We start from the raw sequence: 24,007 nt of genomic DNA, 5'->3' as shown, positions 1-24,007 counted from the left end.
ATGTTCGATCTGCGTCGCGAGGTTCTCGCCACCCACCCGGTTTTCGACGGTCACAACGATCTGCCCTGGCAGATCCGCAACGAGTACGGGTACGACCCGGCCGCGGCGGGTCTGGCCGACGGCCAGCCCGCCCTGCACACCGACATCCCGCGGCTGCGGGCCGGAGGGGTGGGCGCGCAGTTCTGGTCGGTGTTCGTGCCTTCGCACTGGGAGCACCCGGCGGCGGTGGCGGCCACGTTCGAGCAGATCGACATCGTGCGGCGGATGGTGCTGGCCCACCCGGACGTCTTCCGCTGGACCCCGACCGCGGCCGACGTGCGTGCCGCGATCGCCGAAGGCCGCATCGCCTCGCTGCCGGGGGCCGAGGGCGGCCAGAGCATCGCCGGTTCGCTGGGGGTGCTGCGGGAGCTGCGGCGCGCGGGTCTGGCGTACATGACGCTGACGCACAACGACAACACGCCCTGGTCGGCGTCGGCCACGGGGGAGGCGGTCGACTACGGGCTGACCGACTTCGGCCGTGACGTGGTGCGGGAGATGAACCGGATCGGGATGCTCGTCGACCTCTCGCACGTGCACGAGCGCACCATGAACGACGCCCTGGACGTCGCGACCCGTCCGGTGATCTTCTCGCACTCCAGTTCCCGTGCGGTCACCGACCATCCGCGCAACGTGCCGGACGCGGTGCTGGAACGGCTGCCGGCCAACGGCGGGGTGCTGATGGTGACCTTCGTCCCCGCGTTCGTGAACCAGGCCTGCGCCGACTACCGGGCCGAGGCGACGCGGGAGCAGGAACGCCTGGGCCTGAGCACTCGGGAGACCCACGAGCCGGTCGGTGAGGAGGCGGCGATGAAGGAGTACCAGGAGTGGCTGACGGCTCACCCGCGGCCCCAGGCGCAGCTGAGCGACGTGGTGGCGCACCTGGAGCACGCCCGTGAGGTGGCCGGGGTCGATCACCTGGGGCTGGGTGGTGACTACGACGGGGTCGACGAGCTGCCGGCCGGGCTGGACGACGTGTCCACGTACCCTGCGCTGCTGGAGGCGCTGGCCCAGCGCGGCTGGTCGACGGCCGATCTGCAGGCTCTGACCAGCGGGAACATCCTGCGCGGGCTGGAGCAGGCGCAGGAGGGCACCTCGGTCGACTGAGTCGTTTCCAGCAGGGGACGCTTCGGCACGAGTTTCGCGGGGGCGTCCCGGACCGTCCCGGCCGAGTCCGGGACTCAGGAAGAATCTGGTCAGGACCGGTGCCAGCACAGCCAGTTTCACGATGTGCATCTGGCCCGGCAGGGTCTCGTAGGTGGCGTCGGGCAGGGCCCGGACCAGTCCGGCCGTGGCCGTGCGTATCGAGGCCGGGCTCTTGCCGCCGTCGATGACGAGAGTCGGCGCCCGCAGCCCTTCCCAGCGGGAGGTGCCGTGTGACGCGTCCCCCTGTGTGGGTAGCGCCGTTGCCGAAGGCATTCACTCGCGCGGGGGCGTGCGGGCGTCACGGACGGACGGCGTCGGCGCTGTTGTACGTGCCCGGGGTGTGCCCGGTGACGCGGCGGAACGCGGTGATGAAGGCGCTGGGGTGGCGATAGCCGACGGCGCGGGCGGTGGCGGTGACGGACGTCCCCCGACCGAGGAGCTGGATGGCCGCGTGGATGCGCACCTGGGTGCGCCAGGCCGCGAACGTCAGGCCGGTCTCGGCCGGGAACAGACGCGACAGCGTGCGGACGCTGGCGTGCACCTCGTCCGCCCAGTCGGTCAGTTCCCGCTGATCGTCCGGGTGGGCCAGGAGACGCTCGGCGATGACGCTCACCCGCGGGTCGGCGGGCACGGCCACCTGGATGTCGTGGGTGGTCAGCGGCGTCAGCAGGTCGAACAGCAGAGTCTCGCCGGCCCGGCGGCTGGGGTCGTGCGGGGCGATCCGCAGCAGGTGGGTGATGAGCTCGCGCAGCAGCGGCCCGACGGCGACCCCGGTCGGCTCGGTCCAGGTGATCGGGCAGTGCTCGGTGTCCAGGTGCAGGATCGACAGCTCGCCGTGGTGCAGCACGGCGCCGCCGTGCTCGTAGCCGCCCGGGATCCACAGCCCGTATCCCGGCGGGATCAGCCAGTCGCGGGCCCCGACCGAGCCCAGCACCGTCGCGCCCGCACTGCTCATGAGCATCGGCTCGGGATGGGAGTGGGTCGGGAGCCCGGTGGGGATGTCGCGGGTGTGGCCGCGCTGGATGCTCAGGATCGGTGAGCCGGGTGGTCCGGGTGTCGAAGGTGCTTCGTGCCGCATGATCCGATCCTGGGGCACGAGCGGCCGGTGCCGCGCGGAACTGGCGTGTGCGCGCTATCGGCTGTCCGCTATTCGTACGACCGCCCGGCCTAAGGTGGGTCGAGACCACCGATCAGCCGTCCAGGGGATCCGACCGTGAAACACCGCCTTCTCGAACGACTTCTGTTGTCCACCCGGGTCCAGGCCGTCGAACTGGTGGCGCCGCGGCTACGCCGGGTGACTCTGGTCGGCCCGGCCCTGCCGGGCCTGAGCTGGATTCCCGGGCAGCACGTGCGGCTGCAGGTCGCCGACGGTCCCGCCGGGCTGGACTGGGTGCTCGGCACGCTGCGCACCTACACCGTGTGGAACCTCGAGGCCCGGACGATGGACCTGGTCGTCTTCGACCACGGTAACGGTCCCGGAGCCCGGTGGGCCCGCACCGCCCGGCCGGGCGACGAGGTGATGCTGCTTAAACCCCAGGGCACCTTCACCACCCGCCCCGCGGCCTGTCACCTGTTCGCGGGCGAGGAGACGGCCCAGGCCTCGTTCGCCCCCATGCTGCGAGCGCTGCCCGACGATGCGACGGTCCTCGCCCGGCTGGAGGTCGACACCCCCGCCGAGCGCCTCGATCTAGGTGATGCTTTCGACGTGGACTGGACCTATCGCCAGGGCCGGCCGGCGGCCTCCTCCGAGACTCTGGTGCAGGCCGTGCGCGACCTGGACCTGCCCGCCGAGCCCGGTGTCGCCTACCTGGCCGGCGAGGCCCGGACGATTCAGATGATCCGCCGTCACCTTGTCGAGGAACGGAACTGGCCCCGCCGCAACGTTCTTACCAAGCCGTACTGGGTGCCGGGCCGGAAAGGGCTCGACTGAGGTTCTCCTGCGCGATGGTGGCCGATGTGGTCGTCGTCGCCCGCGCGCTGCGGTGGCACGTTGCGGCGCGCACGGGTGGACGGGTGGACGGGTGGCGCCACCCGTCCACCCGTGCGCGGGGGTTCAGGCCGGGGAGCCGGCGCCGGCCCGCGCCGGCGTCGTGCGGATCCGGGCGAGTGAGGCCACCAGGGTCAGGCCTACGACGCCCCACAGGGTGGTCAGGGTGGCCAGGGAACCGAGCCGGAAGCTCCACAGCGTCGAGGCCGGGAAGTCGCCGAGCTCGTCGTAGGACGGCAGTACGGCCGCGACGGCCAGCATGAGCACCACGTAGGTGAGCGCTGCCGCACCCGCGCGCCCCCACGCGTCCGTTCGTCCACCGAGGGAACGGGCCACCGACCCGGCGACGCCGACCGCGACCAGCGAGGCCAGGAGCAGGCCGAAGTAGGCCGCGGTGCGGGTACCGATGGTGTCGGGGTCGCCGACGGCCGGGGGATTGGGCGGGTAGGTCAGGAAGGGCACCAGCACCACGGCGACGAACCCGATCCCGACGACCAGGGCGGCCGTGCCGCGTTCGCCGAGCGGGCCGATCCGCCCGATCGCCAGGGCCAGTGCCAGGGCGACGATTCCGCCGACGGCCAGGCCGATGGCGAGTGTGCCGGTCAGCAGGCCCCAGGTGGACTGGACGGTGCGGGAGACCTCGGCCTCCTCGCCGTGGGCGTGTTCCGAGGTCGCGGCTTCGTCGTGGTGATGGTCGGCGGCGGTGCCGGTCTCCTCGTAGGCGATGGCCGTGCGCAGTGAGGGCTCACCCACGAGGTAGGCGACGCCGAAGGCGGCCAGGCCCGCGAGCAGACCGGCCAGCAGGCCCCGGATCAGGAGCGTCCGCATGCTCGTCAGTGGCACGGGAAGCCCAGGAGGTGACGGCCGTCGTGGACGAACTCGTGCACGCCGGTGCCGGACAGCAGCGACACCGCGCCCTGTTCGGCACCCACGAAGTAGACCGTGACGATGGCGAGCAGGCCGAGCAGGAACGCCCAGGGCAGCACCTGGGAGACCGGGATCGGGGTGGGTGTGCTCTCGATCGCGGCGGGCGCGGTGATCGCGGACATGGAAACCTCCGGTCGGGATGACGGCCCGCCACGGGCCGTCGGCCTGATAACTACTTTCGTTTGGAATCATATGGATCGGTGAGCTTGGTGCGTCAAGCCCTCCCTGTTCCGGACCGGCGCATGCAGGAAAACGTAATCAGAGCGTCCATCAGCAGGTACATAACCGGAGACGGTGTTAAACGCGTGTAACGGATCCCGGCATCGGTTGACGTCCGGGGTGCCCCTCAAATACTTCTGAATGGAAATAACCGCGACCGGAAGGGGCTTCTCATGCACGGACCTCACGATGTCGGGGGCCGGGACGGGCTGGGGCCGGTGGCCCCGGGGTTCCTCGAGCCCGATCTCCCGAACTGGCGTTACCCGTTCGAGGGGCGCATGCACGCGGTCACAGCCATGGCCATCGCCAGGGGCGCGTTCAACCTCGACGAGCAGCGGCACGGCATCGAGCTGATGCCCTGGGCCGACTACACCGACTCCACGTACTACGCCCACTGGCTCTTCTCGGTCGAGAAACTCCTGCACGACAAGGGTTTCCTGACGCACGAGGAGGTCGACGCGCGGATGGAGGAGCTCGGCGAGCCGCAGATGGCCGAGCATCCCCGCAAACCGGCGGAACTGTCGCCGTTCGCGCAGCAGATGATCGACGTGCTGTGGGCCGGCACCCCGCACGACCTGCCGGCCCAGGCCCCGCCGCGGTTCGCGGTGGGCGACGAGGTCGTGGTGAAGAATCTGCACGACACCGGGCACAACCGCCTGCCGGGCTACCTGAACCGCAGCCGGGGCGTGGTCACCCACCACTACGGCGCACACCACGACCCGGCCGCCAGCGCCCACGAGCAGGTCGAGCGCCCGCACCACCTCTACGTCGTCACGTTCGCGGCGGACGAACTGTGGGGCGAGCGGACCTCCGAGTCGTTCGACCTGGCCGCCGACCTGTTCGAGGACTACCTGGAACCCCTCGCCGTCTCCGTCTGACCGACACCACCTGCGCAAGGAGAACTGACATGGACTGGCTCTCGATGAAGGACGTTGCGGCGCGGATCAACGCGCTGGAGTCCCTGATGGTCGAGAAGGGCCTGGCCGAGCACGCCGCAGTGGACGCGGTGGTCGCCTCGTTCGAGAACGACATGGGCCCGCTGAACGGCGCCCGGGTCGTGGTCCGCGCCTGGACCGACCCCGCCTACCAGGCCTGGCTGCTGTCCGACGCCACGGCCGCGATCGCCGACATGGGCTTCACCGGGCTGCAGACCGAGCACCTGGTGGCGGTCGAGAACACCGACGACGTGCACAACGTCGTGGTGTGCACCCTGTGCTCGTGCTACCCGTGGACCCTGCTGGGGATTCCGCCGGCCTGGTTCAAGTATCCGCAGTACCGCGCTCGCGTGGTCAAGGAGCCCCGCTCGGTGCTGGGCGAGTTCGGCGTCGTGCTCGGCCCCGACGTGCAGATCAAGGTCTGGGACTCCAGTGCCGAGATCCGCTACCTGGTGATCCCGCAGCGGCCCGCCGGCACCGACGGGATGAGCGCCGAGGAGCTGATCACGCTGGTCACGCGCAACTCCATGGTCGGCACCGACCTGCTCACGTCCCCGCAGGCGGCCTGAGATGACCGTGACCCTGGATCTTTCGGCCCTCGACGTGCCGCGTTCCAACGGCGAGCTGGTCTTCGACGCGCCCTGGCAGGGGCGGATCTTCGGCCTCGTCGTCAGCCTCTGCGAGTCGGGGCTGTTCGCCTGGGACGAGTTCAAGGCCCACCTGATCCGCGAGATCGGCACCGCCGACGAGGAGGTGAACTGCGACCCGGCGGTCTACTACCGCCAGTTCGCGGCCGCGTTCGCCGCGATGATGACCGAACGCGGCCAGCTCGACGCGTTCGAGTTCGACGCCCGCACGCTGATCGAGCAGGAGAACCTGGCCCACGACGACCACGAGGGCCACGACCACGAGCACTGAGCGAGGAAAAGGGGGTGATGGCCATGGCCGTCACCCCCTTTTCGGGCGTTCTACCGCACGGTCGCGGCGACCTGCCGCAGGTGCGCGTGCATCCCGTCGTAGGCGCGGGCACCGGGCAGGAACGCCTTGGCCACCTTCGTCACCGCGCTGTAGTTGGTGTCGACGACGTTCGCGATCGGGGACAGGCAGACCTGGCTGACCAGCTGGTAGGCATCCATCTCCTCCAGCCCGCACAACCCGGCCACCCACCGCACCATCTCGACCTGCCCGCTGCGCCAGGCGTCTTCCAGCGGACGGGCCGACCCCACGGTCATCAGGTGGGTGTCACTCTCGATCCGCGGCCAGGCCGGCGCTCCGCCCTTGATCAGCTCGACGATCACGGTCGAGTTCATCGCGCCTTCCAGGGCGGTGCCGCAGCTCTCGCCCTCGCCCTGGCGGTAGTGGCCGTCGCCGATCGAGAACAGCGCCCCCGGAACGTTCACCCCCAGGTAGATGGTTGTCCCGGGCCGCAGTTCGGGGGTGTCCAGGTTCCCGCCGTGGGTGTCGGGGGCCAGGGACGTGCGCACCTCGCGCAGGGCGGGGGCCACCCCGACGGTGCCCAGCATCGGGTCCAGGGGGAGGTCGACGGTGAAGTCGCCGGTGCCGGCCGCGAACCGCGCGGTGCGGGCCACCCGGTCGACCTCGTAGATCCACACCCGCTCCGGGAGGGACGCCTGGAGGGTCGCGGTGCGCTCGGAACCGGTCAGGGCCCCGAAGAACGGCAGCGTCGCCGAGGCCGCCCAGTCACGTGCGGGCTGGATGTCGACGAAGTGCAGGGCCAGCGTGTCGCCCGGCTCGGCGCCGGTCACGTGGAACGGCCCGGTCTGCGGGTTGAGCCGGCGGGTGTCGAGGATCTGGCTGGGGCGCTGGTCGCGCGAGGTGATCCGGCCGGCGAAGGCGTCCTCGCTCCAGAGCTTCAGGACGGTCCCGGGTTGCACGCTCGCCACCGCCGGGACCCCACCGAAGGTCCAGGCGTACTGCTCCGGGGTCGGGGTGAAGCTGACGACATCCATCGTTCCTCCAGTATTCCTTCTGAACGGAAGTAAACCGTGACTGCGGGGCGAGCGTACGAGCCGCCCATGGCGCTGGTCCAGGTGTGACGATGCCGATCAAAACTATTTCACATGGAAGTTTCATGGGAGTGATGCGGACGCGACGCGCCCCGGCCACGGTGGGGGAACGGCCCGGACGGCGGGCCCGGACACAGGAGGAATGCGATGTCGGAACAGAATGCGCTCGCGGTGGCGGTGGGGATCCTCGGAGCGGTCTCGACCTGGCTGACGGCGGTGGTCTGGGACCTGCCGGTCTGGGTGCTGTTCCTGGCCTGGGCGTCGTTCTTCTTCGTGGGCACCGGCACGTCGGGCTACCTCAGGTCGGTGGCCTCGAACCTGGCCGGGATCGTCATCGCCACGATCACGCTGCTGGGGGCCGACGCCGCCGGCGGGACCCCCGTGGTCGTGGCGGTGGCCGTCGGGCTGGGCAGTTTCGTCATGGTCCAGACACCCCGCCTGGCGGTCCTCGGGCCGGCGCCCGCGATCGTCTTCGGGTTCGCCATGACCGTGGGCACCTCGGCGGCGACGGGGACACCGATCACCAGCACCGGGATCGGCAACCCGGCCCTGGTGGCCGCCGTCACCGTGCTCGTGGGGGCCGGGTTCGGGATCGCCTCCGAACTCCTTGCTTCCGGTCTGAAGCGGCCGGTGGCTCTGCGATCGGGCGCTGAGCAGGCCTGACAGCGACCAGGTCCGGCGGTTATTCTCGTCCGGAAGTAACCACGGCCCCGGGAGCTGCTTGTGACCACCAGTACCGACGTGGGCGGGCTGAGCCGGCTCGTCTCTCGCGTCGGCCGCCAGCTCGACGCGCGGATGTCCGACGCGCTCGATGTCTCGGGCATCTCGGCCGAGCAGTGGCGGGTGCTGTCCGTCCTGGTCCCCGAGCCGGGCCTGACCATGAGCGAGATCGCGTTCGCGACCTCGTTGCCGGCGCCGTCGATCTCCCGGCTCGTCGACAAGCTGGTCTCCGACAACTGGATCTACCGGCGCACCGACTCCCTCGACCGCCGCCGCATCCTGGTCACCTTCTCGGCCCGCGGCCGCACCCGGATGAAGAAGCTCGAGCGGCAGGGGCAGCTGCTGGAGCGTGAACTGGCCCAGGCCGTCGGTGCCGAGGAGCTGGCCTCGGCGCTGGCCGTGCTCGGGCGGCTGAGCGCCTACCTGGAGACCTGAGCGTGGGCCGCGCCGGTCGGGAACGCCACGACGTCGTCGTCGCCTGCATCGTGCCGCTGCGTGGGCCGGCCGGTATCTACGGGCCCTCCTGCGAGTCCTGCATCGAGCTGGCCGTCGAGGAGATCAACGCCGACGGTGGCCTTCTCGGCCGGCCGGTCACGACCGTCCTGGTCGACGGCGCGGCGCCACCGCAGTGGGTGGCCCGCGAGATCGACGCGCTCATCACGAGCGGCCGCATCGACGCGGTCACCGGGTGGCACATCTCCCCGGTGCGTCAGGCGGTGGCGCCGGTGACCTTCGGCCGGGTGCCCTACACCTACGCGCCCCTGCACGAGGGCCACGAGTCCACCCCGGGCGTCTTCATGACCGGGGAGACACCCCGCGACCAGCTCCTGCCGGCGATGGACTGGATGCGGGCCGAGTACGGTATCCAGCGCTGGATCCTGGTCGGCAACGACTACGTCTGGCCCCGCCTGACCGCCCAGGCCGCGCGGGAGCACGCGCGCAGCGCCGGTCGTCCCTTGCTGGGCGAGCTCTACGTGCCGCTGGGCAGCGAGAACTTCGAGCAGATCGTCGACCGGATCGAGGCCAGCGGCGCCGAGGGCGTGCTGTCCCTGCTGGTGGGCGACGACGGCGTGCGCTTCAACCGGGAGTTCGGCGCCCGCCGCATCTGCGACGCCATCCCCCGGCTGAGCCCGCACGTGGAGGAGAACATGCTGCTGGCCGGTGGGCCGGAGAGCAACCAGGGGCTGTACTCCGCCGCGGGCTACTTCGAGGGGCTGAACACCACCAGCGGCCTGGAGTTCGCCGGCCGCTACTACTCCCGCTTCGGCGAAGGCTCCCCGGCGCTCAACAGCATCGGCGAATCCTGTTACGAGGCAATGATCCTCCTGGCCCAGCTGGTGCGCCGGGCCCGCTCGCTGGACGTCGCCGACATCATCCCCAGCTCCGAGGGCCTGACCTACGAGGGCCCACGTGGCGTGGTCCGGATGATCGGCCAGCAACTGCGCCAGACGGTCTACGTGGCCCGCGCCGACGCGGTCGAGTTCGACATCCAGGCGGCGCTGACCGTCGCCTAGGGGCGCGTGCGTCGGCGACGGGGTACGGCTGGCTCGGACCCTTGACGCGTCGGAGAAGAAGAAGCGTGCGCCGCAGCGAAAGATCTTGCGAGCGCGGCCCGCCAGAGTGGAGCGCAGGCGCCGGGCACATGTGCACCGATGTCCTGTCTGTGGTTTCGCTCATCTGGAGGATTTCGTGGGTCAGCTCGACGGCAAGACCGCGGTGGTTACCGGCGGCTCGGCGGGGATCGGCCTGGCCGCTGCCCGCCGCTTCGCCGGCGAAGGGGCGGTGGTCTATCTGACCGGCCGCCGCAAGGAAGCAGTGGACGCGGCGGTCGCCTCGATCGGTCGCGGTTGCGTGGGGGTGCCCGGGGACGTGGCTCAGGCCGCGGACCTCGACCGTCTGTACGCGACGGTCGGCGGGGACGGGCGGCGGGTGGACGTCTTGTTCGCCAACGCCGGGCTGGGGGAAGCGGCCCCGCTGGGGCAGATCACCGAGGAGCACCTGGACCTCCTGCTCGGCGTGCACGTGAAGGGGACGGTCTTCACCGTGCAGAAGGCCCTGCCGTTGCTGAACGACCACGCGGCCGTGGTGCTGTCGGCCTCCTGCTGGACGGTGGAAGGGGTCGAGGGGTTCGGGGTGTACTCGGCGACCAAGGCGGCCGTGCGTTCCTTCGCCCGCACCTGGGCCCAGGAACTGCGAGGCAGAGGTGTCCGGGTCAATGCGGTCAGTGCCGGGACGACCGAAACCCCCGGTCTGAACGCGGCATTCGGCGGGGCGGACACCGAACAGGCGAGGGCGACCAAGCAGTACCTGGTCTCGAAGATCCCGCTGGGCCGGATCGCGACGCCGCAGGAGGTGGCCGATGCGGTGCTGTTCCTGGCCTCGTCCCAGAGTCGTTTCATCACCGGCACCGAACTTTTCGTGGACGGCGGGGCGACTCAGGTCTGAGCGGCCGACCGTCGGGCCTCACGGGGAGAGCGGCCGAACTCCCGGCGGTAGACGGTCGCGAAGGAGGCCTGGCTGGTGAACCCGCAGGAGTGGGCGACCTGCGCGATCGAACATTCCGCCCAGCCGGCACTGGTCAGGCGTGAGCGGGCCAGCAGCAGGCGCTCGGAACGGATCAGGTCGCGGGCGGTCGTGCCGGCGGCGTTGAGTACGTCCTGCAGGTAGCGGGCCGACCAGCCCAGGGCCCGGGCGACGACGACAATGTTGAGGTCGGGCTCGGCGGCGTGCCGGCGGATGTACAGCCGGATCTCGGCCTCCACCCGCGCCCGCTGATCGAGCGGGGCCGCGTCACCCGCCCCGTCGGCCGCGAAGAGCACCAGGTCCAGCAGCTGGTCGGCCGCGAAGTCGAAGCTCGCCTCGGCCAGCTGCCGGCGTTCCTGGTGCAGCGTGGTGATCATCTGCCGGATCAGCCGCCCGACCCCGCTGAGCCCGTCGAGGGCCGGTGGGCGGCGGACCGCGGCGGGACTTCGGCGCTCGATCTCCTCGGCCGGCACGATCACCGCGATCGAGGTGAAGTCGAGCCCGTGGGCGAGTCCCACCGGCCGGTCGATCTCGCACAGCGCCAGCGACCCCGGGCCGATCTCACCAGAAGCAGGTCCCTGCTCCACCCGGGCCGCCCCGGCGATCGGCATGAGCATCTCGAACGTGCCGCGGGGGGCGCTGCGGATGTCGCGGCGCCCCCGGGTGAACTCTTCCCGCACGCCGCCGCACAGGGCGATGCCGTACCGGCTGGAGCGCTGCCAGTCCAGGCGCCCGGCCCAGGGCGTGCCCTCGTCCACCGTCATCCGCCCGGATCCGTGCAGCTCCAGGAACGCGTCGCGGTACTGGCTCCCGGTGCCGATCGAACCGGTCTCGTTCCCGTCGTACACGCTGCTGTCCCCGAACCTTTCGTACCGTCCGGACGGTGAGCTCGAAGCTGTTGCGGAACCAGGCTATATCGCCCGCACCGGCCACGACAAAGAAGCAGGCCTCGCCCAGTCCCGCCCTGACATCGCCCCGTACCATTTGTGGCTTCCGGAACAGATGGAGACAGATGTGAGTGGCGAACTGGTACTGGTGACCGGCGGGACCGGATTCGTGGGCGCCCACTGCGTCGCACGTCTGCTGCACGAGGGCTTTCGCGTCCGCACGACCGTGCGCTCGCTGCGGCGGGAGGCCGACGTCCGGGCCATGACCGGGGAGAACGGCCCGGCCCTGTCCTTCGCCGTGGCCGACCTGATGGCCGACGACGGCTGGAAGCAGGCGGTGCAGGGATGCGACTACGTGCTGCACGTCGCCTCCCCGGTGCCGCAGGCCAAACCCCGGCACGAGGACGAGGTCATCGAACCGGCCCGGCAGGGCGCGCTGAGAGTGCTACAGGCCGCCCGCACGGCCGGGGTGAGGCGGACCGTCCTCACCTCGTCCTTCGCCGCCGTCAAATACGGCCACGGACAACAGCGGACCTTCACCGAAGCGGACTGGAGCAACCCGGACGGTGAGGAGATGGCCGCCTACCCGAAGTCCAAACTGGCGGCCGAGCGCGCTGCCTGGGACTTCGTCCGCCAAGAAGGTATGGAACTGGCCGTGGTGAACCCGGTCGCCGTGTTCGGCCCGGCCCTGGGCCCGGACCTCTCGCTGTGGGCGGGCCTGATCGACAGCCTGCTGAAGGGCACCCTGCCCGCCCTGCCGAAAATGACCATCGGGGTGGTCGACGTGCGCGACGTCGCGGACCTGCACGTGCGGGCCATGACCGACCCCGCGGCGGCCGGCGAACGGTTCCTGGCCGCGGCCGGCACGTTGACGCTGCCGCAGATCGCTGCGGTGATGCGGGAGAACCTGGGGGACGCGGCCGCGCAGGTTCCGACCCGAACCATGCCGGACTGGGCGGTGCGGCTGGCGGCGCGGTTCAACCCCCGCGCCGCGCTGGCCGTTCCGGAACTCGGGATCGTTCGCGAGGCCTCCAGCCAGAAGGCTCAGGACCGGCTGGGCTGGAAGCCGCGGCCGGCGCAGGATTCGGTGCTCGACCAGGCGCGGAGCCTACTGGCCGGCGAAGGACGCTAGGCCGTGCCCAGGACCTCGGTGGGCATCAGCCGGGCCGCCCGATGGGCCCGGATCTGACCGCGGTGGGACCCCAGGGCCCGGCGCCGGCCGATCTCCGAGCGCCGCTCCAGCACGGAGATCACCACATCGTGCTGGCCACGCCGATCCCGCCGACGAGCAGGCCCGAGGCCCTGGAGAAGGTGTTCGACCGATTCTGGCGGGCCGACATCTCCCGGAGCCGTAGCACCGGCGGCAGCGGGCTGGGTCTGGCGCTCGCCCGCGAACTCACCACCCCACACTCCGGAACCCTTTCCGTATCCAGCGAACTACGCCGACCACCTGCGCGCCCAGGTCAAATGCATCAATGACCACGGTATTGCGATGAGGATCGACAAGGACGGCGGCCTCGTGACCGACGACGTGGTGCCGGCCGGCAAGGACCACTGGCTGGGTGACTGCGAGGATCAGGCCTTCGCCGATTACTTCAAAACCCTGTGGTGACCTGATCGTCCGCTCGCCTGGAGGCTGTGCGCCGAGGGCCGATCGGCATCAGGTGCGCGGGCGCAGCGTGCTGGCCGGCGTGAGCTGCCCGTTCTCGTCAAGGTCGGCCAGGACTGCGGGCAGGCCCTCGGACAGCATCTTGGTCCGCACCCGGCCCAGCAGCGTGGACATGATGAAGCCCTCGACACCCCGGAAGCCGGTGTGGGTCCAGGTCAGGCGCGTATCGCCGTCGCTGACCGGTTCGAGGAGGTAGCTGACCAGGGTGGGCCGGTCCTCGGGCTTGTTCCGCCAGGTGTACCGCAGCAGGGTCGGGGCCTGGACCTCCGTCACCTCGCAGCGCACGATGCCGTCCCAGCCCGGGAACGGCTTGCCGACGAACCGGAACGTGCAGCCCACGACCGGGGTGAAGCCTTCGGGACGCCCGCCCTGTCCGGTCGAGGTCCACAGCGGCACCAGGGCCGGGTCGGTGAGGGCCTTCCAGACGATGTCGGCCGATCGCGGATAGGTCCGCACGATGTGCATGTCGGCCATGTCTGCTCCAGGTGTCGTGAGGACGGCAAGTCGTTCCCACCGTCGTTGGTACAGGGACTGTAAAGAAAACAGTGGCTGTACGCAATGTCCGCGTGTCGTGGAGGGCGACTTGTTACAGTCCCTGTAAGGTAGCTGGCGGACCGAGCACGGTCAGCGGTGACGAGGAGGTGAGCTGGTGAAACCCGGCACGGCGATGCCCGGAACGGTGGCTACGACGTCCCTGAGGGAGCGTCGGCGCTTGGAGTTGCGTCAGCTCCTGTCCGACACGGCCACCGCGTTGTTCCTGGAGCGGGGGTTCGACGCGGTGACCGTGGCCGATGTGGCCAAGGCGTGCGGAGTCACCGAGAAGACCGTCTTCAATCATTTCCGCAGCAAGGAATCACTGCTCATCGATCGATGGCCCGACATCATCGAGCAGGTGTGCACCCGCGTCGCCGACCCCGCCGGACCGGCGGTCACCGCTGTCGTGGACACGCTCGACGCCGAACTGGACCAGCTCACCGGCCACGGCGCCGCGCCGCGGGAACAGCTCCTTGCCGTGCGGCGATTCGGGGCCATGGTTGCCTCCACCGCTGCCCTCAAAGACAGCCGCCGCCGCTCGATGGAACAGCTCGTCGATGCGCTGCACGATGCCCTCGCCACCCGCCCGGACCCCGCCCCGACCGACGCTGAGCTGCGCCTGACCGCCGTCGCGTTGGCGGGGCTGTTCGAGGTCTTCTACCGCAGCCTCGGCCGCAACCTGAGTGACCCCGTCCCCGACGCTGCCACCTGCCGAGAACGTGTTCGCGCGGACATCCGCCGAGGCGCGCGACTACTCCGCAACGGATTCGACACCTGAGCCAGGAAACCTGGCCTGTCCGAAGGGAAAACACAATGAGGGAATCCGGACGCACACCCGTGCGGTGCGGCGTGGTCGGCACGGGATGGCGGGCCGGATTCTTCGTCCGCCTGGCCCAGCTCGTACCCGAGATCCTGGACATCGCCGGCGTGGTGTCCCGGGATCCCGAGCGGGCGCGTGAACTCGGCTGGGGTGTGCCGGTCTTCGGGTCGGTGGAGGAACTCGTCGCTGAGACCGATCCGGCTTTCGTGATCAGCTCGGTCACCTGGCAGGCCAATCCGGCCGTCGTCGAGCAGCTGGTCGAGGCCGGTGTCGCCGTCCTCAGTGAGACCCCACCGGCACCGGATGTGACCGCACTGAAAGATCTTTGGGGACGCGTGGGGGAGAGCGGGCTGGTTCAGGTCGCGGAACAGTACCCGTTGATGCCGATGCACTCCGCTCGCCTGGAGGCTGTGCGCGCAGGACTGATCGGCGCGCCGTCGTCCGTGCATGTCTCGTCCACTCATCAGTACCACGCCATTGCCCTGCTGCGCGGGTTCCTCGGCGTCGGTCTCGGCGACGTTCAGGTTCGCGCCTCCACGTCGACGGCCGAACTGCTGGACCCGATGACGCGCGCCGGCCTGCGGGAAGACATGGGACCGCACCCCGCCACCACCACCATGGCCACCCTCGACTTCGGGCCGGGCCGGTCGGGGCTGTACGACTTCACCGACAACCAGTGGCACAACCGGTTGCGGGCCCGCCGGCTGCTGGTGCGCGGGAGTCATGGCGAGATCAACGACGAGAGCGTGATCCGTTGGGACGGACGCGTTCTCACCTCGCCCCTGCTGCGCCACCAGAGCGGCTACGACCTCGACCTCGAGGGCTACGACAGCGAGTACATCGCCCTGGACGGGCACATCCTGTGGACCAACCCGTTCATCGGGCTACGGCTGCCGGACGAGGAGATCGCGATCCTCACCCAGATGGTGGCCATGGCGGCCTGGCGACGGGGCGACGGTCCTGCGCCCTATCCGCTGGCGCAGGCCAGCCACGATCACGCCATCGCGCTGGCGGTGGAGCAGGCCGCCGTCAGTGGTGAGACGGTCGAGGTGAGCGACCTGCCCTGGTCGGTCTGATGCGGCCGGGGAGCAGCAGGCAGACGGGGGCCGGGCGGTGAAGGCGATAGCCCACCAGAAAGCGTTGCCGAAGCCGGATGCGTGGCTGCTGGACGAGCTGTGCTGGAGGACCACGGTGAGTAGCGCCGTTCCGATGGATCCGCCGACCTGCTGGGCGACTCTGATTCTCATGCGAGGTCGATCACGACCTTGCCGTGCACGTGCCGACTCGCCTGCCGCCCGACGGCGGCGCGGATCTCCTGGACGGGGAAGCTGACCGCGATCGGCACGCGGAGCCGGCCCTGCGCGGCGAGGCGGGCGATCTCCTCGATGGCGCCGGGGGCGGCGCTGGCGCCGTTCGCGGGCGTGATGCCTTCCACGACGGCGGCAATCGTGGTCATGCGGGAGTCCGGTACGCCGAGCTCGCGAGCCACGGCGATCGTGTTCGTGCCGTGCAGGTCCAGGGTCGCGGTGATGCCGTCGGGAGACAGTTCGCGGACCCGCTCGGCCAGGCCTTCGCCGTAGGTGACGGGTTCGGCGCCCAGCGCTCGCAGGGCGTCGGCGGAGGTGGCTGATCCGGTCCCGATGACCCGGGCGCCGGTGAGGCGCGCGAGCTGGACGGCGAACACGCCGACGCCGCCTCCGGCGCCACCGATCAGGAGGGTGTCCTTCGGGCCGGGGTTGACGACGGCGAGCGCGGCGGCGGCCGTGCATCCGGCGATGGACAGGGTGGCGGCGACGCGGTCGTCGAGTTCGGCTGGTGTGTGGTGGATGTCGCCGCCCTTGCCGATGTGGCCGGGTGCGTCGACGACTACGTGGTCGGCGACGCTGCGGGAGAAGGCGCCGCCGAACACCCGGTCGCCGACGGTGAACAGGTGAGCGATTCCGTCACCGACCTCGTCCACGATTCCCGCGTAGTCGTTCCCGAATCCGCACGGCAGGTTCAGCCCGAAGCGGGCGGCAGCGTCGGCGTCGGAGGTCATGAACCAGTCCATCGGGTTCAGCCCGGCCGCGGTGACCCGCACGCGGACCTGTCCCGGGCCGACGGCGGGGACGGGCACGGTGCGCAGTTCGAGGGTCTCGGGTCCTCCGAACGACTGGGCGAACTGGACGGCCCGGCTGGTGCTGATGGATGTGTTCATGCTGATCAATGCTCCGCGCCGGCCGGGCAACCGGAGACCTGCGCGACGACGTCACCGCCGAGGACGTCGCCGCGCATCTCATCGGCATCTTCACGGTCGCGCCCCTGCCCGAGCAGGCCGCCCGAGCCGATCGCCTGCTGGGCGTGCTGATGTGGGGACTGCGGAGCTCGTCATGCCTTCCTGGGTGAGGACCGGCTGACGGACGTCAGCGACGGGGCACGCCCGAAGCCCGGGTGATGAAGGCATCGAACCAGCGGTCCGGCAGGACCCGTCGCATCCCGATCGCTGCCCGGGCGCTCAAACCCACGGCGTAGCGGGTTTTCGGTCGCCGGTCGGTGGCAGCCCGGACGATGGTGTCGGCAACGTCGGTGGCCGCGGAGCGTTTCTGTCCGGGTGCCTGGGTGCGAAGGCCCTCGGCCACGGCCTGAGCCTGGCGGGCGTAAGGGCCGTGGCCGGAGACCTGATCGACGTGGTCGGCGGCGATGGATCCCCACTCGGTGTCGGTCGGGCCGGGCTGCACGACCACGACCTCGATACCGAACTGGGCCACTTCCAGGCGCAAGCAGTCGCTCATCGCCTCCAGCGCGAACTTGGTGCCGTGGTACCAGCCCCCCAAGGGGGTGTAGATCTTCCCGCCGGCCGAGCTGACATTGACGATCCGGCCCGAGCCCTGACGGCGCATGTGCGGCAGCACGAGCTGGGTGAGCTGCAGCGCGCCGAACACATTCACGTCGAACTGGCGCCGTCCCTCCTGGATCGGGGTCTCCTCCAGGGAACCGAGCGATCCGTACCCGGCGTTGTTGACCAGCAGATCGATCCGGCCGGTCTCGCCGAGAACCCGGGCGACGCCGTCGGCCACCGATTCCGGGCTGGTCAGGTCCATGGCGAACACCCTGATCCCCTCCGGCACCAGATCTTCGAGCCGGTCCCGACGACGGGAGACCCCGTACACCGTGTAGCCGTGCTCGCTCAGTCGTCGGGCGCTGGCCGCGCCGATTCCCGAGGTGGCGCCCGTGACGAGTGCGACCTTGGTGTCCATCATGCCTCCATAAGATGAGCGATGGTTCATCTTAATCATGAACTACCATTCACCTTGTGCCGACGTCACCCCCTGCCCCCGACGAGCCCGGACCGGCGTCCCGGCCGCTGCGCGCCGATGCCCTGCGCAACCGGAAGCGGATCCTGGAAGCGGCCCGGGCCCAGATCATGGAGCGCGGCAGCGAACTGTCGATGGACGACATCGCCCGCAGCGCGCGGGTCGCGGTCGGGACGCTCTACCGGCACTTCCCGACCAAGACCGATCTGGTCGCCGCCACCCTGGACGTGTACCTGATCGAGGTGGCCGAGGCAATGGAAAACGTTCTGGCTCAGCCGGTTTCTGGAAAACTGGCCGCCGCCGGGTTTCGGGACCTGTGGTTCGGATTCCTGGAATCGACGTCCGACCAGTTCGTCTTCAAGGAGGCCGCGCAGCAGCTCGGGATCGATCCGCACGGCAGCGAGAACCAGAAGAGGACGACGGCCGCACTGACGGCGCTGCTGGTCGCCGGCCAGGAATCCGGCCAGATCCGCCCCGGGATCGTCGCCGACGACATCTACCTGCTGATGTCCACGATGCCGGCCGGCCGGCCCGCACCCGAACGCCACCGGTGGGCCGAACTCGTCCTCCCGGCCATCATGCGCACCTGAGCTGCGCCAGACAATCCAGATCGCGGCGGTCTTGACGAACGCTGCGACGATGATGTTGAAGGCTGTCACCTGGACGGCATGTCGATGCAGCCTGCGATGCCGGCCTGTGGCGGACCGCAACCGGAGGCTGGTCCACGCGGGCGGTGGCCGCGCCGGGTTCCCCCGGACGGCGTACGGCTGCGGTTATCGGACGGCGCTCCCGGGCCGACGCTGGTGGAGTCCGGACAAGCTCCAACGACAACGGAATCGAGGTGCTGACCATGAGCATCGGCCCCATCGGCGATCCTGGGGATCCCAGCACGGCCATCGGCCAGCAGATCCAGGCCCAGCAGGCCCGCTTGCTGGACCGGGCCAACCAGACAGACGCAACCCAGCAGGCGACCCTGGAACGGCAGGACGAGCGGCAGGCACAGCTCGAGGCCGAGCTCGCGGCCCGGCAACGGATTGATGACCGGCAGGCCGCGTTGCAGGCCTTCGGCATTCAGCGGGCCCAGCTCCAGGACGCGATCCTGGCGGACCAGGACCTGCAGGCGGTCCAGGAGACCAGGGCCGATCAAGTTGCCGCTGATCAGCGCAGTTTCGACCAGACGGCGCTGGATGCGCTCCTGAACAACAACGGTAACTCCACCATTGCAACGGTTCAGGACGCCCTGGACGAGTTCGGTCAGTTCGATGAGGCCGATCAGCTGCCGGTCGCCCAGGCACAGGTGACGCTTACCTCATCGACCGGTAGCGACGTCGATACCCAGTTGTAACCGCTGCCGACGCCGTGGCCGGTTGAGCAGGCAGCCGGCAACCGGGGTGCGGAAAAGCGCCTGATGGCGGCGTAGCTTCGGGGCCGTGGGCCCACCGGCCGGGTCTCAACGAAGGACGCCGTCGTCACCTACGCGCGCGGCACATTCGGTGAAGGGGACATCCCCGGAGCCCAGATCGCCCTCGACGATCGGGACACTCTCTGCCGACGCGCGGAACGACGGCGGTTCGTCATCCGGATCGGTGCTGACCACCAACACCGGGAGCCCCTCGCCGGCACAGGCCACGCCGTCGAAGACGAAGAAGTGGGCGCCCTCGTCCACCGGGAAGGGCGCGGCAGCAGGTAGCGAGTCGATCGGCGCATCCCGGAGTGCCGGGTCATTCACGAAGTTGACGCGCGCACCGAAGTTGTCCTCGGTCACCCGATCGACCGCGTCCATCAAGGCTTCCCAGATCGTGTCGTCGCTGAAATCGGTGCGGAAGAGCGGAGTCTGTTCCGGCACCGCATCACGCGAGGGCGCCGGGGCCCGATCCGGCTCGGCGGTTCGGCCCTCGGGCGTCTTCGTCTTCCAGTCGAGCATGTCGCGGGAGAAGACCCCGGCCACCATCAGATCTTCGAGGTCCTTCGATCGCCGCGTCTTGTCAACAGCCATGCCCGGTTCACGGTCCCGGACCGCGAATGGTTCAGGGCATCTGATGAGCCGGTCCGCGTCACGACCGCCAGTGCAGCGTGGTCGAGCGTGTCCGAAGTACTCACCCGCTCCCGGGCCGGTCGCGCCCGGCTGCCGGCACCGCCGATCGTCACAGGAAGCATGACCAGGCCGAGCCCGAGATCGTCGCGGAACCCGGGCCAGGCATGCGGGGTCAGACCATCGTGGGGCTCGATGACCGGTGTCAGTACGTGAACAGGTCCGCTACGGCAGGCATCCGGTCGTGGCGGCGCTGCTGCTGTCAGCTGTCTGCGCCCCGGACTCCTCGTGCGGTTCAGGCAGGAGTGCACCGGAGGCTGGACGGTTCAGTTCTGCGAGGGCGGCTGAAGGAGGACAACGGCATTGTGGCCTCCCATGCCCAGGGCTGACTTCGCGACCAGGCCGGGCGCAAGGTGGTGCGTGCCGCTGAGAAGGCGCTCGTGACCGGGGGCCACCTGCGGTGCCAACGGCAGAACCTGCTGGGCCGCGGCCAGCGCGGCGACGGCGATCTCGGCCGCTGCCGAAGCCCCCTGGCAGTGACCCAACAGCGGTTTCAGGGAATAGATCCAGGTGTCCGGGGTGAACATCTCGTCGAGGATGGTGGCCTCAGCGCTGTCGCACTGGAGCGTGCCCGGCCCGTGAGCATTGAGGTAGCGGACGTCGTCGGCCCGGACGCCGCCGGCCCGCAGGGCCCTCTCGAAACACTGCCGCACCGAGTTCAGTTCGGGCTCGATCGAGGTGACATGGTGCGCATCGTGGGTCATGGCGCCACCCAGGACGCCGAAGTAGGAATGGTCAGGACGGCGGCCCGGCCCGGTGACCACGAAGGCGACGGACGCCTCGCCCATGACGAATCCCCTTGACCCTTGCTGGAAAGGGCGACAGGCCGAGAACGGCTCCTCGTCGGTGACGGCCACCCCCAGCCGGCGGAAGTGGGTCAGCATCTCGGGCGAGCAGGACAGGTCGGTGGTGACGACGACGACGTCGTCCACGAAGTCGCTGTCCAGCCACTGCTTGGCAATGATCAGGGCCGCGTTCCCCGAGGTGCACATGGCGCCCACGGACATGGTCGGTCCGTGAAAGCCGTGCTCCTTCATGCACATGGACACCGGGGTGGAGGGCATCAGCGAGAGGAAACTGCGCACGCTCACGTCACCTGCGTGCTGGGTGTAGAACGACCGCCAGAGGTCGACCTCGCCCAGAACCGCGGCGTGGAGCAGACCCACCCGCTCTCCCGGGCGCCAGCCGTGCAAGCGCGCATCGGCCACTGCCTCCCGCACGGATGCCAGCAGGCCGCGAGCGAAAAGTGTGGGGCCGTCATCGGGGTCGCCGCCGTCCGGGATGCGGGCGGCCCAGGAAGGGGACGGGGTCTCGGTGGTCTCGGTGTCGTCGTCGGCCTTGACCGGTCGGCAGGCGGAGGCACCGCTCGAGACCCCTTGCCACAGGGCCTCTACACCCCATCCGTAACCGGTGACGGCACCGATACCGGCAATGCGAACGCTGGGAACAGTCACGATCGGTTCGACCTCCTGGAGGGGGAGGGGCTACTGAAAGCGTCGAAAATGCCTGCGCTACCACATAGTGTGCCTAAAGATCGCCGTCGATAAAACCCTTTTGCCAGCTCGTACTGTTTCTTCCTTCCTTGCCCGCTCAAGATCAGGTGTGAACCGTCGATACGCCCAGGACCAATGCGGTGACACGAGCCGAGCGCTGACGGGGGAAAAGGGGTGCCTGGTCATGCCTGGGGGCGCGAACATGCTGAACTCACGCCGAAGAGGTCCGCGACGCGGCGGGCGGGTCCGGTGAAGTCGGTGTCGTCGGACGACTGGGACCTGGCCGACCGCTATCGTCAGCTGGTCGAGCTCATGCCGGACGGTGTGGTCGTGCACCAGGACGGTCTGATCGTGTATGCCAACGCCTCTACCGGCCGGCTGACCGGCACCGAGGCTCGCCAGATGCTGGGCCGGCACATCCTCGATTTCATTCACCCCGACTCGCGGTCGGCGTTGCTGGAGCGAGTGGCTCAGCTGGAGGGTTCATCGGGCCCCTCGGCGCCCACCCGGGTTCACCTGATGCGGGACGACGGAGATGTGACCGCCATCGAGTCGGTATCCGTGCGTACGTCATGGCAAGGGCGCCCGGCCATGCAGGCAATCATGCGCGACCTGACCCACCAGCTCGCGGCGGAGGATGCTCTGCGCTATCAGGGCACCCTGGTTCAGCACGTCAGTAATGCGATCATCGCCACCGACCTGTCAGGGCACGTCACGAGCTGGAACCCGGCCGCCGAGAAAATCTTTGACCTCAGCTGGGAGACGGTACGCGGCCGCCCGATCGGTCAGCTCATCGGTCCGGACCTCGATCCTCGTCACCTGGTGGAGAGCGGGCCGCTGGTGCGTGAGGTGGCCGGTAGCCATGTCGTCGTCAACGGCCGGGCCTCGCGGTTGTCCGAGAAGGACGGCTACGTGCTGATGTGCTCGGACGAGACGGCTCAGCGAACAGCTGAGGCGAGGTTCTCGACCGTCTTCCGGTCGCTCGACACCGGTCTGCTGCTCATCGACGAGCAGGCAACGATCCTGCTGGTCAATCCGGCTGCGTCCCGCTTCCTCCAGCAGAAGGAGAGCGCCCTCGTCGGGCAGTCCGTCAACGACCTGATCTTCATGCGCGAGGACGGACAACAGCAGACGGTTGTGGGGGAGGATGTGTTCGCGGCCCGGGCCCAGGATGTTCGGCCCACATCCCATCTGGGGTACCGGCGGCCGGACGGTACCGAAGGGTGGTACAGCGTCGCGGTACGCGCCCTGCCGTCCCAGGGGCGGAGCCGCTCGGCGGTCATCTCACTGAGCGATGTCTCGGAGCGCCGCCAGTTCGTCCAGAAGCTGCACCACGCTGCCCACCACGACGCCCTCACCGGCCTGCCGAACCGGGCGTACATGCTGGACTATCTACCGCCTCTGCTGCAACAGGTCGAAGCCTGCGGCCAGGTCCTGGTGGTTCTCTTCATCGACCTCGACAATTTCAAGCTCATCAACGATTCGCTCGGGCACGATGTGGGTGACGAAGCACTACAACTCGTGGGCCGGCGTCTGAAAGACACGGTGCGGCAGGCCGACGTGGTGGCCCGGCTCGGCGGGGACGAATTCCTCGTCCTGGCCACACTGGACCAGGAATCTCAGGCCACACTCCTGGCCGAGAGAATCCTCGATGCGCTGGGGCAGCCGTTGACCGGCCGGCTGGCGGGGTTGCAACTACAGGCCAGCCTGGGAATCGTCGTCAGTCATCCGGCCGATTCCACCGAGGCACGTAACCCCACGGACCTGATCCGGGATGCGGACGCCGCTATGTATGTGGCGAAATCCCGCGGACGCAATCGCACCGTGATCTTCGACGAGGCACTGCACACCACGCTGATACGGCGTATCCAGCTGGAGGCCGATCTGCGGGAGGCGCTGGCAGCCGGTTCGCTGTGGGTCGCCTATCAGCCCATCTTCGACCTGCGCACGGGTGCCTGCGCCAAGGCCGAGGCGCTGGTGCGCTGGAACCATCCGACTCTGGGACCCATCAGCCCGCTCGAATTCATCGCCATCGCCGAACAGTCCGACCTGATCCACCAGGTCGGTGAGTTCGTCCTGGACACCGCGTGCCGAGATGCCAGATTGCTTCGTGAGCAAGGTTTTCCGAATCTTCGGATGTCGGTGAACATGTCTTTGCGGCAGGTGGACCGGGCGGGCATCATCGACGTGATCTACGCAACCCTGGAGCGGCACCGTCTGGTTCCTGCGGCCCTGTGTCTGGAGGTCACCGAGAGCACCATCGCCGCTGACGACCTGGCCTCGGTGCGGATCTTCCAGACTCTGAGCGAGAAGGGGATCCACCTGTCCATCGATGATTTCGGCACGGGCTACTCGTCTTTGGCGCGATTGCTGAACCTCAAGGTCAATCAGCTGAAGATTGATCGCAGTTTCGTCACCGACCTGCCGGTCGAGCCGGACAACCGGCTGATCGTGGAGGGCATCATCGCCCTGGCTCATGCGCTCGATCTGGAAGTCGTGGCCGAAGGTGTGGAGAACAGGGAACAGCTCGACGTTCTCCGAGGTCTGGGATGCGATCACGTTCAGGGTTATTATTTCGCTCGGCCGTCGGCCATCCACGAATTCATCCCGGCGGTCGGTCAGGCGAAAAGCCTTTCGGACCCCGGGTAGGCGGACGACCGGCAGACCCGGTCGCGAGCGGCCTCGCTTCCGGCAGCCGG

General features: G+C 69.3%; 26 protein-coding genes and 2 pseudogenes. 17 read left to right on the top strand and 11 right to left on the bottom strand.

Annotated features, from left to right (window positions below):
* Entirely contained in the window at positions 1 to 1,143 is a 1,143-nt protein-coding gene (locus LR393_RS14410) for a dipeptidase (protein WP_231484414.1), read from the top strand.
* Between the two features lie 337 nt (positions 1,144 to 1,480).
* Here the strand turns inward: LR393_RS14410 and LR393_RS14405 are convergent, their stop codons facing one another.
* The gene (locus LR393_RS14405) at positions 1,481 to 2,260 is read right to left on the bottom strand and encodes a helix-turn-helix transcriptional regulator (protein ID WP_231484413.1); all 780 of its coding nucleotides are present in this window, start codon (positions 2,258 to 2,260) and stop codon (positions 1,481 to 1,483) included.
* A 135-nt stretch (positions 2,261 to 2,395) separates the two neighbouring features.
* Between LR393_RS14405 and LR393_RS14400 the strand changes: the two genes are divergently transcribed.
* The gene (locus LR393_RS14400) at positions 2,396 to 3,112 is read left to right on the top strand and encodes a siderophore-interacting protein (protein WP_231484412.1); all 717 of its coding nucleotides are present in this window, start codon (positions 2,396 to 2,398) and stop codon (positions 3,110 to 3,112) included.
* 123 nt (positions 3,113 to 3,235) lie between these two features.
* Here LR393_RS14400 and LR393_RS14395 read toward each other — a convergent pair whose 3' ends face one another.
* Both LR393_RS14395 and LR393_RS14390 read right to left on the bottom strand, forming a co-directional pair.
* Complete coding sequence (locus LR393_RS14395) at positions 3,236 to 3,997, bottom strand: CbtA family protein (RefSeq protein WP_231484411.1); 762 nt, start codon at positions 3,995 to 3,997, stop codon at positions 3,236 to 3,238.
* 5 nt (positions 3,998 to 4,002) lie between these two features.
* Positions 4,003 to 4,218, bottom strand: coding sequence for a CbtB domain-containing protein (locus LR393_RS14390; protein WP_231484410.1), 216 nt, complete (start codon positions 4,216 to 4,218; stop codon positions 4,003 to 4,005).
* 270 nt (positions 4,219 to 4,488) lie between these two features.
* Here LR393_RS14390 and nthB point away from each other — a divergent pair, with 270 nt between their 5' ends.
* The 3 genes from nthB to LR393_RS14375 are packed head-to-tail and all read left to right on the top strand — an operon-like array spanning position 4,489 to position 6,168.
* Positions 4,489 to 5,193, top strand: a complete 705-nt coding sequence (gene nthB, locus LR393_RS14385) for a nitrile hydratase subunit beta (RefSeq protein ID WP_231484409.1) — start codon at positions 4,489 to 4,491, stop codon at positions 5,191 to 5,193.
* A gap of 29 nt (positions 5,194 to 5,222) precedes the next feature.
* The gene (gene nthA / locus LR393_RS14380) at positions 5,223 to 5,819 is read left to right on the top strand and encodes a nitrile hydratase subunit alpha (protein ID WP_231484408.1); all 597 of its coding nucleotides are present in this window, start codon (positions 5,223 to 5,225) and stop codon (positions 5,817 to 5,819) included.
* A 1-nt stretch (position 5,820) separates the two neighbouring features.
* A complete protein-coding gene (locus LR393_RS14375) occupies positions 5,821 to 6,168 on the top strand; it encodes a nitrile hydratase accessory protein (protein ID WP_231484407.1) in 348 nt (115 codons plus the stop codon).
* Positions 6,169 to 6,218: 50 nt separating this feature from the next.
* On the opposite strand, the gene LR393_RS14370 is transcribed toward LR393_RS14375, so the two are convergent.
* On the bottom strand, positions 6,219 to 7,220 hold the full coding sequence (locus tag LR393_RS14370; protein WP_231484406.1) for an acetamidase/formamidase family protein: 1,002 nt from the start codon (positions 7,218 to 7,220) through the stop codon (positions 6,219 to 6,221).
* Between the two features lie 204 nt (positions 7,221 to 7,424).
* On the opposite strand from LR393_RS14370, the gene LR393_RS14365 reads away from it, so the two are divergent.
* The 4 genes from LR393_RS14365 to LR393_RS14350 all read left to right on the top strand — a co-directional run bounded on the left by LR393_RS14365 (position 7,425) and on the right by LR393_RS14350 (position 10,442).
* On the top strand, positions 7,425 to 7,940 hold the full coding sequence (locus LR393_RS14365; RefSeq protein WP_231484405.1) for a DUF1097 domain-containing protein: 516 nt from the start codon (positions 7,425 to 7,427) through the stop codon (positions 7,938 to 7,940).
* Between the two features lie 60 nt (positions 7,941 to 8,000).
* Complete coding sequence (locus LR393_RS14360; RefSeq protein ID WP_231484404.1) at positions 8,001 to 8,432, top strand: MarR family winged helix-turn-helix transcriptional regulator; 432 nt, start codon at positions 8,001 to 8,003, stop codon at positions 8,430 to 8,432.
* A gap of 2 nt (positions 8,433 to 8,434) precedes the next feature.
* Positions 8,435 to 9,511 carry a substrate-binding domain-containing protein gene (locus tag LR393_RS14355; RefSeq protein WP_231484403.1) on the top strand — a complete coding sequence of 359 codons (1,077 nt, stop codon included), beginning with the start codon at positions 8,435 to 8,437 and terminating at the stop codon, positions 9,509 to 9,511.
* A gap of 175 nt (positions 9,512 to 9,686) precedes the next feature.
* Positions 9,687 to 10,442 (top strand): SDR family NAD(P)-dependent oxidoreductase, encoded by a 756-nt coding sequence (locus LR393_RS14350; protein WP_231484402.1) that lies wholly within the window; start codon positions 9,687 to 9,689, stop codon positions 10,440 to 10,442.
* Here LR393_RS14350 and LR393_RS14345 read toward each other — a convergent pair.
* Entirely contained in the window at positions 10,433 to 11,368 is a 936-nt protein-coding gene (locus tag LR393_RS14345) for a helix-turn-helix transcriptional regulator (RefSeq protein ID WP_231484401.1), read from the bottom strand. The genes LR393_RS14350 and LR393_RS14345 overlap by 10 nt on opposite strands.
* Before the next feature lie 166 nt (positions 11,369 to 11,534).
* Between LR393_RS14345 and LR393_RS14340 the strand changes: the two genes are divergently transcribed.
* Positions 11,535 to 12,539, top strand: a complete 1,005-nt coding sequence (locus LR393_RS14340) for an SDR family oxidoreductase (protein ID WP_231484400.1) — start codon at positions 11,535 to 11,537, stop codon at positions 12,537 to 12,539.
* A 5-nt stretch (positions 12,540 to 12,544) separates the two neighbouring features.
* On the opposite strand, the pseudogene LR393_RS36430 reads toward LR393_RS14340, so the two are convergent.
* Positions 12,545 to 12,702: pseudogene (locus tag LR393_RS36430) on the bottom strand (FtsX-like permease family protein); the annotation flags it as partial.
* Between LR393_RS36430 and LR393_RS37035 the strand changes: the two are divergent.
* Entirely contained in the window at positions 12,668 to 12,886 is a 219-nt protein-coding gene (locus tag LR393_RS37035) for an ATP-binding protein (protein WP_407937319.1), read from the top strand. The pseudogene LR393_RS36430 and the gene LR393_RS37035 overlap by 35 nt on opposite strands.
* A 181-nt stretch (positions 12,887 to 13,067) precedes the next feature.
* On the opposite strand, the gene LR393_RS14330 is transcribed toward LR393_RS37035, so the two are convergent.
* Positions 13,068 to 13,550: an SRPBCC family protein gene (locus LR393_RS14330; protein WP_231484399.1), complete on the bottom strand. Its 483-nt coding sequence runs from the start codon at positions 13,548 to 13,550 to the stop codon at positions 13,068 to 13,070.
* A 175-nt stretch (positions 13,551 to 13,725) separates the two neighbouring features.
* Here LR393_RS14330 and LR393_RS14325 point away from each other — a divergent pair, with 175 nt between their 5' ends.
* Complete coding sequence (locus LR393_RS14325) at positions 13,726 to 14,388, top strand: TetR/AcrR family transcriptional regulator (protein ID WP_231484398.1); 663 nt, start codon at positions 13,726 to 13,728, stop codon at positions 14,386 to 14,388.
* Positions 14,389 to 14,423: 35 nt separating this feature from the next.
* Positions 14,424 to 15,506 (top strand): Gfo/Idh/MocA family protein, encoded by a 1,083-nt coding sequence (locus tag LR393_RS14320; RefSeq protein ID WP_231484397.1) that lies wholly within the window; start codon positions 14,424 to 14,426, stop codon positions 15,504 to 15,506.
* Between the two features lie 167 nt (positions 15,507 to 15,673).
* Here LR393_RS14320 and LR393_RS14315 read toward each other — a convergent pair whose 3' ends face one another.
* The gene (locus LR393_RS14315; protein WP_231484396.1) at positions 15,674 to 16,627 is read right to left on the bottom strand and encodes an NADP-dependent oxidoreductase; all 954 of its coding nucleotides are present in this window, start codon (positions 16,625 to 16,627) and stop codon (positions 15,674 to 15,676) included.
* 5 nt (positions 16,628 to 16,632) lie between these two features.
* On the opposite strand from LR393_RS14315, the pseudogene LR393_RS14310 reads away from it, so the two are divergent.
* A pseudogene (locus LR393_RS14310) lies at positions 16,633 to 16,815 on the top strand (SbtR family transcriptional regulator); the annotation flags it as partial.
* A 17-nt stretch (positions 16,816 to 16,832) separates the two neighbouring features.
* On the opposite strand, the gene LR393_RS14305 reads toward LR393_RS14310, so the two are convergent.
* Positions 16,833 to 17,666, bottom strand: coding sequence for an oxidoreductase (locus LR393_RS14305; protein ID WP_345718823.1), 834 nt, complete (start codon positions 17,664 to 17,666; stop codon positions 16,833 to 16,835).
* Between the two features lie 56 nt (positions 17,667 to 17,722).
* On the opposite strand from LR393_RS14305, the gene LR393_RS14300 reads away from it, so the two are divergent.
* Together LR393_RS14300 and LR393_RS14295 are read left to right on the top strand one after the other, a co-directional pair.
* On the top strand, positions 17,723 to 18,313 hold the full coding sequence (locus LR393_RS14300; RefSeq protein WP_231484393.1) for a TetR/AcrR family transcriptional regulator: 591 nt from the start codon (positions 17,723 to 17,725) through the stop codon (positions 18,311 to 18,313).
* A gap of 260 nt (positions 18,314 to 18,573) precedes the next feature.
* Positions 18,574 to 19,068: a hypothetical protein gene (locus tag LR393_RS14295; RefSeq protein WP_231484392.1), complete on the top strand. Its 495-nt coding sequence runs from the start codon at positions 18,574 to 18,576 to the stop codon at positions 19,066 to 19,068.
* A gap of 105 nt (positions 19,069 to 19,173) precedes the next feature.
* Here the strand turns inward: LR393_RS14295 and LR393_RS14290 are convergent, their stop codons facing one another.
* Positions 19,174 to 19,719, bottom strand: coding sequence for a DUF6924 domain-containing protein (locus LR393_RS14290; RefSeq protein ID WP_231484391.1), 546 nt, complete (start codon positions 19,717 to 19,719; stop codon positions 19,174 to 19,176).
* Between the two features lie 362 nt (positions 19,720 to 20,081).
* Positions 20,082 to 21,269 (bottom strand): beta-ketoacyl synthase N-terminal-like domain-containing protein, encoded by a 1,188-nt coding sequence (locus LR393_RS36415; RefSeq protein ID WP_231484390.1) that lies wholly within the window; start codon positions 21,267 to 21,269, stop codon positions 20,082 to 20,084.
* Between the two features lie 297 nt (positions 21,270 to 21,566).
* On the opposite strand from LR393_RS36415, the gene LR393_RS14280 reads away from it, so the two are divergent.
* A complete protein-coding gene (locus LR393_RS14280) occupies positions 21,567 to 23,957 on the top strand; it encodes a sensor domain-containing protein (protein ID WP_231484389.1) in 2,391 nt (796 codons plus the stop codon).
* Positions 23,958 to 24,007 lie beyond the last annotated feature (50 nt).

It is taken from the genome of Kineosporia mesophila (genome assembly GCF_021129235.1).
Taxonomy (GTDB): domain Bacteria; phylum Actinomycetota; class Actinomycetes; order Actinomycetales; family Kineosporiaceae; genus Kineosporia; species Kineosporia mesophila.
This window is presented reverse-complemented; position numbering and strand designations above follow the sequence as displayed.

What these genes read in the sequence shown, in the direction of transcription:
- LR393_RS14405 (WP_231484413.1), bottom strand. Translation starts at nt 2,260, where the DNA reads ATGCGGCACGAAGCACCTTCGACACCCGGACCACCCGGCTCACCGATC.
- LR393_RS14305 (WP_345718823.1), bottom strand. Translation starts at nt 17,666, where the DNA reads ATGGACACCAAGGTCGCACTCGTCACGGGCGCCACCTCGGGAATCGGC.
- LR393_RS14370 (WP_231484406.1), bottom strand. Translation starts at nt 7,220, where the DNA reads ATGGATGTCGTCAGCTTCACCCCGACCCCGGAGCAGTACGCCTGGACC.
- LR393_RS14330 (WP_231484399.1), bottom strand. Translation starts at nt 13,550, where the DNA reads ATGGCCGACATGCACATCGTGCGGACCTATCCGCGATCGGCCGACATC.
- nthA (WP_231484408.1), top strand. Translation starts at nt 5,223, where the DNA reads ATGGACTGGCTCTCGATGAAGGACGTTGCGGCGCGGATCAACGCGCTG.
- LR393_RS14320 (WP_231484397.1), top strand. Translation starts at nt 14,424, where the DNA reads ATGAGGGAATCCGGACGCACACCCGTGCGGTGCGGCGTGGTCGGCACG.
- LR393_RS14315 (WP_231484396.1), bottom strand. Translation starts at nt 16,627, where the DNA reads ATGAACACATCCATCAGCACCAGCCGGGCCGTCCAGTTCGCCCAGTCG.
- LR393_RS14290 (WP_231484391.1), bottom strand. Translation starts at nt 19,719, where the DNA reads ATGGCTGTTGACAAGACGCGGCGATCGAAGGACCTCGAAGATCTGATG.
- LR393_RS14375 (WP_231484407.1), top strand. Translation starts at nt 5,821, where the DNA reads ATGACCGTGACCCTGGATCTTTCGGCCCTCGACGTGCCGCGTTCCAAC.
- nthB (WP_231484409.1), top strand. Translation starts at nt 4,489, where the DNA reads ATGCACGGACCTCACGATGTCGGGGGCCGGGACGGGCTGGGGCCGGTG.
- LR393_RS14390 (WP_231484410.1), bottom strand. Translation starts at nt 4,218, where the DNA reads ATGTCCGCGATCACCGCGCCCGCCGCGATCGAGAGCACACCCACCCCG.
- LR393_RS14395 (WP_231484411.1), bottom strand. Translation starts at nt 3,997, where the DNA reads ATGCGGACGCTCCTGATCCGGGGCCTGCTGGCCGGTCTGCTCGCGGGC.
- LR393_RS14365 (WP_231484405.1), top strand. Translation starts at nt 7,425, where the DNA reads ATGTCGGAACAGAATGCGCTCGCGGTGGCGGTGGGGATCCTCGGAGCG.
- LR393_RS14410 (WP_231484414.1), top strand. Translation starts at nt 1, where the DNA reads ATGTTCGATCTGCGTCGCGAGGTTCTCGCCACCCACCCGGTTTTCGAC.
- LR393_RS14295 (WP_231484392.1), top strand. Translation starts at nt 18,574, where the DNA reads ATGAGCATCGGCCCCATCGGCGATCCTGGGGATCCCAGCACGGCCATC.